Raw genomic sequence first — 14,604 nt, 5'->3', positions numbered from 1 at the left:
TTTATTTTGAAACCTTCATAGAATCACCCGTCTTCATTCTCCAAGCATCTAGCATCCAACTAGTTTTTTCGAGTTCTCTAATATAGGCTCCAACCAAGTCAATAGTTCCTTCATCACTTGCACTATCAGCGGTTTTAACAACTTTACTCATTTGTTTAAGCATGGTTCCGTGATCCTCTAATAAGGTAGAGATCATTTTTTCGTCACTCAAGTCAGAGCTTGATTCTTTTAAGTTTGATTGTTTAATGTAATCAGAATAGTTACTCACTGGTTGATATCGTAAAGTAAGTATACGCTCTGCAATTTCGTCAACTTTTAGTTTTGCATCATCATACATAGCTTCAAACTGTACATGAAGATCAAAGAAATTTTTCCCTAAAATATTCCAATGAAAATTTCTTAATTTTTGATAGTATAAATGATAGTCTGCCAAAAGAGTATTTAATTCTTTTACCGTTTCTGAAGTTTTATCTGCATCTAAATTTAAATAATTCATAAATTTTATTTTTTGTAAGTTTTTATGCAAATTACCATAGAATCTCTCTAAAAAATGAGTAAAGTGCTATAGTTTAGTATAAATTTAACGTAGACTACTAATTGTATTTCGGTACTCCTGCAAAAGAATTTTCTCTCGTTTTTCTCTATGAGAATATTGCAAAAATCTATCTAGTAGTATTTGAACTTAAGCCGTATTGAAACTGCTACAAATTAACTCAATTTCTGAAATACTATCATGTTTATATAGTGTGATTTTTCTCTAAACTTTAATTAAAATAACATGAAAGCTTTTAATATTTTAAGGATTTCATTAAAAAGTATGTATATTTTTAATAAAAATATATTGCTAAATAAGTATATTTATGCAAAAATAGTATAGATGTCTATCAATAGCTGTCCAAATTGTAACTCGTTAAAATATATTAAAAGTGGCATCGTAAAGGATCGACAACGATACCAATGTAAACTTTGTAACTACTATTTCACTGTTAATAAGTTAGGTAAAGGAATTGATGAATATTATGTGAATAAAGCGCTACAACTTTATTTAGAAGGTTTGTCATACCGAGAAATTGAAAGAATTTTAGGAGTTTCACATGTTAGTATCATGAATTGGGTTAAAAAATATGGAATTAAAAGACCATATAACTCAGACTATCATCCTACTTATAAAATTATGAGTGCTTTAGAGTTATCAAATTTTTTTAGTTTGGCATCTAACCTAAAGGGGGCAGGGGTTATTGTTACCGAGTTGGGTGATAAGTTTATGGTTATAAAATGGGAACGTTTTAAAGAGTAACTATACTATATTACCATTTAACTATATTGATTTTTTTTTAAGATATAGAAATTAGGACTTTTAGATAAGTATTATATACTGATTTTCAATTCACACTATAAATCAAAAACTAAAAGTCATGAAAAAAAATCTGATTTTTTTACTTATTCTTTATTGCTTTACTACTCATCACACTTTTTCCCAAGGATCAGCGGATTATACTGGAGGTCTTAAAGTAAAATTAAACGACGAGGGGACAAAATATTTTAGGATATTATCTTGGGCTCAATTTTGGACACAATACAACGACGATGCTCCCGATGATGCTAGTAATATAAACTTTAGTGTTCGTCGAGCACGTATTTTAATGTATTCTCAAATTAATAAGGATTTTCTAATTTTAACTCACTTTGGACTCAATAGCTTGAATGCCAATAATCAAAGCCCTACGGGCCTTGGAGATAGTTCACAACTTTTTTTTCACGACGTTTATCTTCAGTATAGTCTGGGTGATAAGCACGCTGTTGGAGGAGGATTGCATTATTGGAACGGTATATCTAGATTAAATAATCAAGGTACTTTGAATCTGCTAACTCTTGATAACAATCGACAATCATGGGCTACTATTGGTTTATCAGATCAATTTGCTAGGCATATTGGTATCTTTTTTAAAGGCTCTTTTGGAAAGTTACAGTATCGTTTAGCAATAAATGAAGCCGTCACAAATAACTTACAAGAACAAGCTATACCATTACCTAATGAGACTCCCGTTTACGCTGGAAGAAGATTACTAGGATCCAAAGATGCGGGTAAAAATTTTGCTGGTTATTTTGAATATCAATTCTTGGATCAGGAATCTAATTTTCTTCCGTATAAAGTAGGTTCTTACTTGGGAACAAAAAAAGTTTTTTCTCTCGGTGCTGGTTTTTTCTACCATCCAGAAGGTGCGGTTACAGCTGAAGTAGATGGGACATTAAATGGTGAAAATGTAGCAATTTTTGCAATTGATGCTTTTTACGATGCGCCTATCGGTGATAAAGGTTCTGCCATTACTGGGTATGCTACGTATCAAAATAATAATTACGGAGACAATTATACATTGGGTCAGACATACGAAACGGGATCCATGGTCTATGGTCATTTGGGAGTAGTTTTGCCAAATGCTACCGATAAAAAAATAAAATTTCAGCCCTATACTTCCTTCAGTTTACGATCTATAGATCTTATTGATGATACAGCTACCACTCTAGGTGTAGGAGCTAATATGTATATGAATGGTCATAACTCAAAATTGACCTTAGAATATAAAAACACTAAATATGGAGAAGGGGATGCCACTGGATTAGTAACATTACAAGCAATGATTTACCTATAAAATATTTAATTATGTCAGAATCACAAAAAAAGGCTACAGCCTATTGGAAAGAAAATGTTAGATATCTCTTTATTTTACTCATCATCTGGTTCTTGGTTTCCTATGGTGCGGGTATCTTATTTAAAGATGCACTTAATGAAATTCGATTAGGAGGCTTTAGATTAGGTTTTTGGTTCGCACAGCAAGGTTCTATTTATGTTTTTGTCATTTTAATATTTATCTACGTTCGCTTGATGAATAAACTTGATAAAAAATATGGATATGATAAAGATTAATAAATAATAAACTAATAACTAAAATATAATATTATGGATGTTCAAATGTGGACTTATATCTTGGTAGGAATAACCTTTGCGCTATACATTGGTATAGCAATATGGTCTAGAGCAGGATCTACAAAAGAGTTTTATGTAGCAGGCGGTGGTGTTTCACCCTTAGCTAATGGTATGGCTACTGCAGCAGATTGGATGAGTGCAGCTTCCTTTATATCTATGGCAGGTATCATTGCCTTTGCAGGATATGATGGGGCAGTATACTTAATGGGATGGACTGGTGGCTATGTTCTCTTAGCACTGCTGTTAGCTCCATATCTAAGAAAATTTGGGAAATTTACTGTGCCAGATTTTATAGGAGATCGGTATTATTCTAAAACTGCAAGGTCCGTTGCTGTTTTTTGTGCCTTATTAGTTTCTTTTACCTATGTAGCTGGACAAATGCGAGGAGTGGGGATAGTTTTTTCTAGATTTCTAGAAGTAGAAATAAATACTGGAGTAATAATCGGTATGATTATCGTATTGTTCTATGCAGTTTTAGGAGGTATGAAAGGCATTACCTATACGCAGGTGGCCCAGTATTGTGTATTAATTTTTGCCTTTATGGTTCCGGCTATTTTTATTTCTATTCAAATGACAGGAAATCCTATTCCGCAGCTTGGGTTTGGCGATACTGTTTCTGATGGTTCAGGGGTGTATTTATTGGATAAATTAGATGGCTTAAGTACAGAACTTGGCTTTTCGGCATATACCGATGGATCAAAATCCATCTTAGATGTTTTTGCTATTACTTTGGCATTAATGGTGGGAACAGCGGGTTTACCACATGTAATTGTACGTTTCTTTACTGTAAAAAGAGTGAAAGATGCCAGAAAGTCTGCGGGGTACGCCTTATTTTTAATCGCAATTCTATATACAACAGCACCAGCTGTAGCTGTATTTGCAAAAACAAATCTAATAGAATCGGTAAATAATAAAGCATACCAAGAATTGCCAGCTTGGTTTAAAAATTGGGAAGATACGGGACTTTTAGGATGGGTAGATAAAAATAATGATGGTAAAGTTCAATACCGTAATGGAAGTGCTGTAGAAGGTAATAAAAACAAACCTATTTTTGAAGGTAAGAAAAGAGGTGTTAATGGAGAACGCTTGATTTCTAATAGCAATGTATCAAATCAAAATGAACTTTTTGTTGATAGAGATATTATGGTATTAGCCAATCCAGAAATTGCTAAATTACCAAATTGGGTTATCGCGCTGGTAGCTGCAGGAGGTTTGGCAGCTGCATTGTCTACTGCTGCAGGTCTTCTTTTAGTAATTTCTTCATCAGTTTCTCATGATTTAATTAAAAAAATGATTAAGCCAAGTATTTCAGAAAAAGGAGAGTTAATAGCAGCTCGCTTGTCTGCTGTTGCAGCAGTATGTGTTGCAGGTTATTTTGGTATTAATCCTCCTGGGTTTGTTGCCGCTGTAGTAGCGTTGGCATTTGGTCTAGCCGCAGCCTCTTTCTTTCCTGCGATCGTTTTAGGGATATTTTATAAAAGAATGAATAAAGAGGGAGCAATAGCCGGGATGGTTGTAGGGATTCTTTGTATGTTATTATACATGATCAAATATAAATTAGGTTGGTTTGATGAAACCTTGCCTCCAGCTAGCGAATGGTGGTTTGGTATTTCTCCAGAGGGATTTGGAGCAGTAGCAATGGTTATAAACTTTATTGTTTCGTTATCAGTTTCTTCATTTACATCTCCTCCTCCTCAAGATGTGCAGGATATTGTAGAGAATATTCGATTACCTAACAATGCAGGTGAAGCGACACATTAATCAAATTAATTGAATTATCTATAAAGTTAAGAACGTGATTTCTTAACTTTATAGTGATTCATATAGCTAAAGTAGTATAGATGAAAAAAAGACATGAACAAAAACTGTTAGTGCTTTCTATGGTACTTGTTTTTTTATTCAATATTCCTTTGATATTTATCTTCAATCAATCTGGTAATGTCATGGGAATTCCGTTGTTATATTTTTTTATCTTTTTATTTTGGTTTTTGTCCATTCTTTTATCAGCATACATATTAAAACGTTTCCATGAATAGCTACAGTGTTATAAGTATAATTATACTGTATTTGTTAGTACTCTTTGGTATTGCATATTGGGCAGAGAGAATAGCCAAAAAACGTTGGGTTAATAATGCCTACGTGTATACACTCTCACTTGCCGTTTACTGCTCTGCCTGGACATATTACGGTAGTGTTGGCATTGCAGCTCGCTCTGGGGTAAGTTTTCTTACTACATATCTTGGTCCTATCATTGCTGCACCACTCTGGATTGTTGTTTTAAAAAAAGTAATACGCATAGCCAAACAACATAAAATATCAAGTATAGCAGATTTTATATCATTGCGGTATGGTAACAATCGATTTCTGGGAGCTCTAGTAACACTTGTATGTGTTATTGGGATATTACCGTATATATCCCTACAATTAAAAGCTGTTTCTGAAACATTTTCAATATTAACATCAACACCATTAACGGCCTCCACAAGTTCTGTTTTTACAGATACTACATTTTATGTTGCCATTTTGCTTGCTGTTTTTGTAGCCTTTTTTGGCACACGAACGGTGGATGCAGCGAGAAGACGACAGGGAATCATATTTTCTGTTGCTGTCGAATCTGTTTTGAAATTACTTTTTTTTCTTGCTATTGGTGTATATGTTACATTTTATTTATTTGATGGAACTTCTGATATTTTTAAAAAAATAAGTCAAACTTCAGAATTTGATACGTTAGTTAGTTTGACCTCCCTTGAAGCTGGAGTTAATTGGTATTTTATGATAGCGTTATCATTTTTAGCAATTTTCCTTTTACCGAGACAATTTCAAGTTTCGGTAATTGAAAATGTAACAGAGAAACATTTAAAAAAAGCTATATGGCTCTTTCCTTTGTACCTTCTTCTATTCAATATTTTTGTAATTTTTATTGCTTGGGGCGGAAGGTTATCACTTGGTAGTGATGTTAATCCTGATTATTATACATTGCTTATCCCGCTTAGTGAGAATAATATAATTCTGGCTATTTTAGTTTTTCTAGGTGGATTTTCGGCAGTTATAAGCATGGTGGTTGTATCTAGCTTGGCACTTTCGACGATGTTGAGTAACAATTTAATCATCCCTTATGGATTTTTGGATAAATTTAGTCGTAGTCATCCTGAACGAATAGATTATTACATAAAAAATATAAGACGCATCGCAATTTTTAGTTTAATTGTAGGAGCTTATTTATTTTATATTAATTTTAATATTCAACTATCGCTATTTTCCATAGGATTAATATCTTTTGTAGTGATAGCACAATTAGCGCCGTCATTTTTTATTGGTTTATTTTGGAATCGTGGATCTGCAAAAGCTGCTAAATTATCTATTATTTGCGGAAGTCTTATTACGCTCTATACGCTAATCTTACCGTTTGTATTGGATACAATTTTTGATGATTCAACATTTATAGAATACGGTCCTTTTGGAATTAGGTTACTCAAGCCATATCATTTGTTCGGGATTAATTTTCTTACACCAGTAACCCATGCATTTTTTTGGAGTATGTTTTTTAACATATTAGTTTATATGGGAGTATCCTTGGCTAGTGTAGGCAATTATCGGGAGCGTAACTATGCAGAGATGTTTGTTAATAGTAACGCACAATATTTACAAGAAAACGCTTTTGTATGGAAAGGTGAAGCCTATGTACAAGATATACGTAATATGCTATATACTTTCTTAGGAAAGGATAAAACCGATAGAGCTTTAAAACATTTTTTCGTCAAATATAATTTGCCAAAAACCACAGAACGAGCAGATGCAAGACTTATTAATTTTTCAGAAAAATTACTTACAGGAAGTTTGGGAAGCGCATCTTCACGTATATTAATAGCTAGTGTGATCGAGGAGCAACCCGTTAGTTTGATTGAAGTTTTGGAAATTTTGGAAGAAAACAAAAAGACAATCTCTAGTAATAAATCACTTAGACAAAAATCAAAAGAATTAGTGAAGTTAACAGAAGAGTTGAAAAAAGCCAATAATCAATTACAACTTCAGGATAAGTTGAAGGATGAATTTTTGGATACGGTTGCTCACGAACTTAAAACTCCTATTACTGCTATACGTGCAACTTCAGAGGTGTTAAAGGATAATGATGATATGCCTAGTGCGCTACAACGAGAGTTTTTAACTAACATACTTCAGGATTCTAAACGCTTGTCTAGGCTAATTAGTAATATTTTAGATTTAGAAAAATTAGCTTCTGGCAGAGAGATTTTTGATAAGAGAGAACACGATTTACAAAAAACTATAGATCGTGCGGTCAAAGGAGTACTTCCGATAGCCAAGGAAAAACAGATTAAAATCAAAGTTCCTCAATCATTTGCTCCTGTTAAAACCAAATATGATGAGGATCGAATACTTCAGGTATTTACAAATGTCCTATCCAATGCGATAAAATTTGTAGATAGAGAAAAAGGAGAAATTATAATACAGTACAGATACACTACGAATAATGTATTGATTCAGATAGAGGATAATGGTAAAGGTATTCCAAAAGAAGATGTTCCTCATATTTTTGATAAATTTTATCAATCTAAAAATCAAAATATTCAGAAACCAATCGGTAGCGGTTTTGGTTTAGCTATTAGCAAACATATTATAGAAAATCATAAAGGTACTATATGGGTAGATGAAGATGTTGTAGAAGGAGCCCGGTTTAATATTGAGCTGCCTTGTAACTAACAGCAATTATTAATTAAAAAATACTGACAGAAGTAAATCTAAATGAGTAAAAAAATTTTAATAGTAGATGATGAACCTAATATTGTAATGTCGTTAGAGTATATCTTTAAAAAACATAATTATGAAGTGTTTATAGCTCGAGACGGCAGTGAAGCTTTGGCTTTGATGAGAGCTGAAACACCAGATATTATGCTCTTAGATATTATGATGCCCAAAGTTGATGGTTATCAAACCTTAGAATTTGTAAAGAACAATGTTGCATTTAAAAATATTAAAGTGATTTTCTTAACAGCAAAAAATAAAAATAGTGACATAGAGAAAGGACTAGCTATGGGTGTTGATGCCTATGTTACGAAACCCTTTTCAGTTAAAAAATTATTAAAAACAGTTAATGCACTTGCGCAATGAGTGCGAATTAAAATAAAAAATTAAAACCATGATAGTTAGAGACACCTTACAGTTACGATCATTTGCAGAATATAAGGAGGCGTATCAAGAGAGTATAGAGAATCCTGAAAAATTTTGGGATGCTATTGCCGAAAAGTTTTATTGGCACAAACGCTGGGATAAAACTTTGGAATGGGATTTTAAAAAACCCGAAATTAAATGGTTTCAGGGAGGGAAATTAAATATTACAGAAAATTGTTTGGATAGGCATTTAGATACGCTTGGAAATAAAACAGCTATCATTTGGGAACCCAATGATCCTGATGAAGAATCACGTCACATAACCTACAAGCAATTATTTGTAAAAGTTTCACACTTTGCTAATGTCTTAAAAAATAATGGTATCAAAAAAGGAGATCGCGTATGTTTATATATGCCTATGATTCCCGAATTAGCAATAGCAATGTTAGCGTGTGCACGAATAGGCGCTATACATTCTATCGTCTTTGCAGGATTTTCTAGCCGAGCTATAGCAAGTCGTATTAATGACTCACAATGTAAAATGTTAATTACAGCAAACGAAGTGTTTCGAGGAACAAAACCAGTTAAGCTGAAAGAAATGTGTGACGAAGCCTTAAAACAAACACCATCTATCGAAACTGTCATTGTATACCGTCGTACTGTAGAAGCTACACCAATGAAAGCAGGAAGGGATAAATTTTGGTTTGATGAATTACAAAAAGTTGAAAAAGAATGTCCTGCAGAGGTTATGGATGCAGAGGATACATTATTTATTCTGTACACCTCGGGATCTACAGGAAAACCCAAAGGTATGGTACATACTATTGGCGGATATATGGTCTATACGACCTATACATTTGCAAATGTATTTCAATGTGATCATTTTGCAGCTACAGGAGTCAAAAATCAAGTAAAATCAGTGCCAGATGTTTATTGGTGTTCGGCAGATATTGGATGGATTACGGGACATTCTTATATTGTATATGCACCCTTAGCAGCAGGTGTTACTACGGTAATGTTTGAGGGAATTCCGAGTTATCCTGATTATGGGAGATTCTGGGAAATTTGTGACAAACTCGATGTAACTCATTTTTATACCGCACCTACAGCTATTCGTGCCTTAGCCAAACAACCTTTAGATTTGGTAAATAAACATGATCTAAGTTCCATAAAAGTTTTAGGTAGTGTAGGGGAACCTATAAATGAGGAAGCTTGGCATTGGTACAATGATAATATAGGAAAAGGTAATTCACCTATAGTAGACACATGGTGGCAGACCGAAACTGGAGGAATGATGATATCACCATTAGCTGGGATCACACCGACACGTCCAACTTTTGCAACGCTACCTTTACCAGGCATTCAGCCAGTACTTATGGACCCAGAGGGAAATGAGCTAGAGTTGAATTCTAAAAGTGCCGAAGGTCGATTGGCAATTAAGTTTCCATGGCCTTCGATAGCTAGAACCATTTATGGCGATCATCAACGGTATAAAGAAGTGTATTTTTCTACCTACAAAAACATGTATTTTACGGGAGATGGAGCATATCGTGATGCCACGGGCAACTATAGAATAACGGGTAGGGTGGATGACGTAGTTATCGTATCAGGTCATAACCTAGGTACTGCGCCAATCGAAAATGCTATAAATGAGCATCTAGCGGTAGCCGAATCTGCTATAGTAGGTTTTCCTCATGATGTAAAAGGTACAGCACTCTATGCTTTTGTAACTCTATATGAAGGAAAAGATCCTAATGACGCTTTACGTAATGAAATTAGAGATATGGTGGCAAAAACAATTGGACCTATAGCTAAACCAGACAAAGTTCAATTTGTAAGCGGACTACCCAAAACACGGAGCGGTAAAATAATGCGACGCATTTTACGCAAAATAGCCTCAAAAGACACCTCCAATTTAGGGGATACTTCAACATTATTAAATCCCGATGTAGTTCAGGAGATTATGGAAAGAGCACTTTAATTAAAAAATAAAAGGCAATCAACAGATTGCCTTTTATTTTTTAATTAAAAATTTTACTTACTTAAAATAGCTAAAATCTTCTCCATCTTTAATAGAAAGAAGACTTTCATAAATAAGTTTAATCACATTCTCTACATCATTCCTATGTACCATTTCTACAGTAGTATGCATGTAGCGCAGGGGTAAAGATATTAAAGCAGAGGCTACTCCGCCATTGCTGTAAGCAAATGCATCGGTATCTGTACCAGTCATTCTACTCGAAGCCATACGTTGAAAAGGAATTTTATTCTCTTCTGCGGTATCGATCAAAAGCTCTCTTAGTTTGTTTTGGACAGCGGGAGCATAGGAAATCACAGGACCTTCACCAATTTTTGTCTCTCCTTGGGTTTTCTTCTCTATCATCGGTGTAGTTGTATCGTGACAAACATCTGTAACAATTGCAACATTAGGCTGGATAGTGTGTGTGATCATCTCGGCACCACGAAGGCCAATTTCCTCTTGTACAGAATTGGTGATATATAAGCCAAAGGGAAGCTCCTTTTTATTTTCTTTTAATAAACGAGCAACTTCAGCAATCATAAAACCACCCATTCTATTATCTAAAGCTCTGCAAACAAATTTATCATTGTTGAGTATAAAGAATTCATCAGGATAGGTAATTACACATCCTACATGAACACCAAGTTCTAAAACCTCTTGTTTCGTATTGCACCCTACATCAATACAAATATTTTCTAATTTTGGTGATTCTTCTTTTGATTTATCACGGGTATGTATTGCTGGCCATCCAAAAACACCTTGTACCATACCGTTTTTTGTATGAATGTTTACCCTTTTTGAAGCTGCAATTTGATGATCGCTTCCACCATTCCTAATAACGTAAATTAACCCGTTATCTGTGATGTAGTTTACATACCATGAGATCTCATCAGCATGCCCTTCAATAACAACTTTATATTTCGCTTCAGGATTGATCACTCCAACTGCAGATCCATATGTATCCGTAATAAAGGTGTCTACATAAGGCTTTAAATAATCTATCCAAAGTTTTTGCCCGTTCCACTCATAACCAGTTGGAGCAGGATTGTTGAGATATTTTTCGAGAAAATTAATTGAATCTTGATTGAGTATACTTTTCATTGACATAGTAAATTTTTAAATTACGTTTTTTTACGAAGTTAATAATATTCATATAGATATCATGTTTACATTAGGTATTTGTTATTTTTGGAATGATTTTAGAAGATTTTAAAATATGGTTAAATACCTTATATATATAGGAACTCTTTTTTTTTCGATATCTATATCTGCTCAAGATACCTTAAATCAAGGTTTGGCAAGTAAAGATTCTATAAATTATGTTCAATATTACATTGTTGAAGGGGATACTATTCCTCATGAAGCAATAGATCTTGAAGAGGTTATTATCTTAGGAAAACTTAAATTTAATGATAAACTTGCGAGAAGACGTTATTTAATTTTAAGACGGAAAACTAGAAAAGTATATCCATATGCAAAATTAGCTGCGGATAGATTAACAAGTCTAAATAATAGACTAGATTCAATTAAAGGTAAAAGAGCACGTAAACGTTATGTCAAAATTCTTCAGGACTATATGGAAGAAGAATTTACCGAAGAGCTAAAAAAAATGACGCGTACAGAAGGTCAGATTCTGGTTAAGCTAATCAATAGACAAACTGGACACACCTTGTTTGATCTCGTAAAAGAATATCGAAGTGGGTGGAATGCTTTTTGGTATCATAACACGGCAAAACTTTTTAAAATTTCTCTGAAGGAACAATACGATCCTATTAATGTAGAAGAGGATTATTGGATTGAAGATATCTTACAGCGCAGTTTTCAAAATAAAATTTTGGAAGAACAGCGTACCGCTCTTGATTTTAGTTTTTATGATTTAAGGAATAAATGGTCTAACAGCAAAAGCAATTCTTCCAAAGATTCTAAATAACAATCTCTTTATACTGATGAGAGAAGTAGTTGATATAAGATGTCAATTATAAAAAAAAATAGTTTGGTTAGAGTTAATTTAAATAAAATTCATTAATTTTATATTCTATCTTTTTTTAAATCAGATACTTCTATTTTTTTGTAAAATATTTTCAAGAAAAGCACTTGTTGTATTGCAAAAGGGTCGTATGTTTGCACCCGCAAAACGGGCTAACTGTTGAGCGATCGTTCATAGAAAAAGAGTAGAGTTTCTTAAGAGTTTTAAAAGAGGTAAAAATTTCTAAAAAAAACTTTAAAAAAAAAGCTTTTCATAATAAAAAAGGTTTGTATGTTTGCACCCCGCAAAACAGGGTTAGTAGCTGCGGCTAAAGTTCATAGAAAAGTATTGTTTTTAGAGTTTATTTCGAAGAAAAAAATAATTTCAAAAAACTTTCAAAAACACTTGACAGAATAGAAAAAGGTTGTATGTTTGCAGCCGCAAAACGACAAGAAGTTTTGCAGATGTTCTAGAGAGTTTTTGAGGTCTTTATAAAACTAAAAAAAACTTTAAAAAAAGCTTGCTAGTGTAAATAAAGGTTGTATATTTGCAGCCGCTTAGACAAACAAGCAAACGTTCATAATCATTAAGATACTGCAATAGGGCAGAAATTTAAAGAGGTTCGACTCCTTACTCTTAAACAAGAATTGCTAGCGATGAAGATTGCTTTAGTAATTAGAGAAAGTTCATAGACATATTGATTGACAGCGCGTTTTACGATTTAATCTTTCGGGATTAGGTTGTAGAAGCAAACAAAGAATTAAGACTAGAAAGTCATACTTGAGATTACGATAAATTCCGGTGTTGTTTTTAGATAATATTTAAAGATACACGATGAAGAGTTTGATCCTGGCTCAGGATGAACGCTAGCGGCAGGCTTAACACATGCAAGTCGAGGGGTAACAGAGGTAGCTTGCTACTTGCTGACGACCGGCGCACGGGTGCGTAACGCGTATAGAACCTACCTTATAGAAGGGAATAGCCCAGAGAAATTTGGATTAATGCCCTATAGTATTATCGATTGGCATCGATTGATAATTAAAGATTTATCGCTATAAGATGGCTATGCGTTCTATTAGCTAGTTGGTATGGTAACGGCATACCAAGGCAACGATAGATAGGGGTCCTGAGAGGGAGATCCCCCACACTGGTACTGAGACACGGACCAGACTCCTACGGGAGGCAGCAGTGAGGAATATTGGACAATGGAGGCAACTCTGATCCAGCCATGCCGCGTGCAGGAAGACTGCCCTATGGGTTGTAAACTGCTTTTATAGAGGAAGAACTAGTGCTACGTGTAGCACCTTGACGGTACTCTACGAATAAGGATCGGCTAACTCCGTGCCAGCAGCCGCGGTAATACGGAGGATCCAAGCGTTATCCGGAATCATTGGGTTTAAAGGGTCCGTAGGCGGGTCTGTAAGTCAGTGGTGAAAGTTTACGGCTCAACCGTGAAATTGCCATTGATACTGCAGGTCTTGAATTATTGTGAAGTGGTTAGAATATGTAGTGTAGCGGTGAAATGCATAGATATTACATAGAATACCGATTGCGAAGGCAGATCACTAACAATATATTGACGCTAAGGGACGAAAGCGTGGGTAGCGAACAGGATTAGATACCCTGGTAGTCCACGCCGTAAACGATGGTTACTAGCTGTTTGGACTTCGGTCTGAGTGGCTAAGCGAAAGTGATAAGTAACCCACCTGGGGAGTACGTTCGCAAGAATGAAACTCAAAGGAATTGACGGGGGCCCGCACAAGCGGTGGAGCATGTGGTTTAATTCGATGATACGCGAGGAACCTTACCAGGGCTTAAATGTAGTCTGACAGCTTTAGAGATAGAGTTTTCTTCGGACAGATTACAAGGTGCTGCATGGTTGTCGTCAGCTCGTGCCGTGAGGTGTCAGGTTAAGTCCTATAACGAGCGCAACCCCTGTTGTTAGTTGCCATCGAGTAATGTCGGGAACTCTAACAAGACTGCCGGTGCAAACCGCGAGGAAGGTGGGGATGACGTCAAATCATCACGGCCCTTACGTCCTGGGCCACACACGTGCTACAATGGTAGGGACAGAGAGCAGCCACTGGGTGACCAGGAGCGAATCTATAAACCCTATCACAGTTCGGATCGGAGTCTGCAACTCGACTCCGTGAAGCTGGAATCGCTAGTAATCGCATATCAGCCATGATGCGGTGAATACGTTCCCGGGCCTTGTACACACCGCCCGTCAAGCCATGGAAGCTGGGGGTACCTGAAGTCCGTCACCGTAAGGAGCGGCCTAGGGTAAAACTGGTAACTGGGGCTAAGTCGTAACAAGGTAGCCGTACCGGAAGGTGCGGCTGGAACACCTCCTTTCTAGAGATTTATGCGCTAGCCTAGCTAGTTGTATAGATTAAATTCAATATCGGAAGTATTCTCAAAGAGTATTTTTTAGTCTTAATTGCTGTTAATTAATTATTTAGAATTGAGATTTTAGATAGTAGAATTGAATAATGTTTAAGTTAT

Annotated in this window: 10 protein-coding genes and 1 rRNA gene; 9 read left to right on the top strand and 2 right to left on the bottom strand. The window is 35.0% G+C overall.

The window, feature by feature from the left end:
- Nucleotide 1 precedes the first annotated feature (1 nt).
- Nucleotides 2-496 (bottom strand): Dps family protein, encoded by a 495-nt coding sequence (locus tag ACE939_RS08000; protein ID WP_378184642.1) that lies wholly within the window; start codon nt 494-496, stop codon nt 2-4.
- A gap of 381 nt (nt 497-877) precedes the next feature.
- Between ACE939_RS08000 and ACE939_RS07995 the strand changes: the two genes are divergently transcribed.
- The 7 genes from ACE939_RS07995 to acs all read left to right on the top strand — a co-directional run bounded on the left by ACE939_RS07995 (nt 878) and on the right by acs (nt 10,094).
- The gene (locus tag ACE939_RS07995) at nt 878-1,297 is read left to right on the top strand and encodes a hypothetical protein (RefSeq protein WP_378184640.1); all 420 of its coding nucleotides are present in this window, start codon (nt 878-880) and stop codon (nt 1,295-1,297) included.
- 118 nt (nt 1,298-1,415) lie between these two features.
- Nucleotides 1,416-2,651 (top strand): hypothetical protein, encoded by a 1,236-nt coding sequence (locus ACE939_RS07990; protein WP_378184638.1) that lies wholly within the window; start codon nt 1,416-1,418, stop codon nt 2,649-2,651.
- An 11-nt stretch (nt 2,652-2,662) separates the two neighbouring features.
- Entirely contained in the window at nt 2,663-2,926 is a 264-nt protein-coding gene (locus ACE939_RS07985; RefSeq protein ID WP_378184636.1) for a DUF4212 domain-containing protein, read from the top strand.
- 33 nt (nt 2,927-2,959) lie between these two features.
- Nucleotides 2,960-4,747: a sodium:solute symporter family protein gene (locus ACE939_RS07980; protein WP_378184634.1), complete on the top strand. Its 1,788-nt coding sequence runs from the start codon at nt 2,960-2,962 to the stop codon at nt 4,745-4,747.
- A 267-nt stretch (nt 4,748-5,014) separates the two neighbouring features.
- On the top strand, nt 5,015-7,705 hold the full coding sequence (locus tag ACE939_RS07975) for an ATP-binding protein (protein ID WP_378184632.1): 2,691 nt from the start codon (nt 5,015-5,017) through the stop codon (nt 7,703-7,705).
- A gap of 42 nt (nt 7,706-7,747) precedes the next feature.
- On the top strand, nt 7,748-8,113 hold the full coding sequence (locus ACE939_RS07970; protein WP_378188404.1) for a response regulator transcription factor: 366 nt from the start codon (nt 7,748-7,750) through the stop codon (nt 8,111-8,113).
- Nucleotides 8,114-8,141: 28 nt separating this feature from the next.
- The gene (acs, locus tag ACE939_RS07965; RefSeq protein ID WP_378188403.1) at nt 8,142-10,094 is read left to right on the top strand and encodes an acetate--CoA ligase; all 1,953 of its coding nucleotides are present in this window, start codon (nt 8,142-8,144) and stop codon (nt 10,092-10,094) included.
- A 57-nt stretch (nt 10,095-10,151) separates the two neighbouring features.
- On the opposite strand, the gene ACE939_RS07960 is transcribed toward acs, so the two are convergent.
- Nucleotides 10,152-11,240: a M42 family metallopeptidase gene (locus ACE939_RS07960; protein ID WP_378188402.1), complete on the bottom strand. Its 1,089-nt coding sequence runs from the start codon at nt 11,238-11,240 to the stop codon at nt 10,152-10,154.
- Between the two features lie 109 nt (nt 11,241-11,349).
- On the opposite strand from ACE939_RS07960, the gene ACE939_RS07955 reads away from it, so the two are divergent.
- Both ACE939_RS07955 and ACE939_RS07950 read left to right on the top strand, forming a co-directional pair.
- Nucleotides 11,350-12,063 carry a DUF4294 domain-containing protein gene (locus ACE939_RS07955; protein ID WP_378188401.1) on the top strand — a complete coding sequence of 238 codons (714 nt, stop codon included), beginning with the start codon at nt 11,350-11,352 and terminating at the stop codon, nt 12,061-12,063.
- A gap of 867 nt (nt 12,064-12,930) precedes the next feature.
- Nucleotides 12,931-14,454, top strand: a 16S ribosomal RNA gene (locus tag ACE939_RS07950).
- Nucleotides 14,455-14,604: the final 150 nt, after the last annotated feature.

Origin of the sequence: Aquimarina rhodophyticola, from assembly GCF_042434915.1 — a bacterium.
Taxonomy (GTDB): Bacteria; Bacteroidota; Bacteroidia; order Flavobacteriales; family Flavobacteriaceae; genus Aquimarina.
This window is presented reverse-complemented; position numbering and strand designations above follow the sequence as displayed.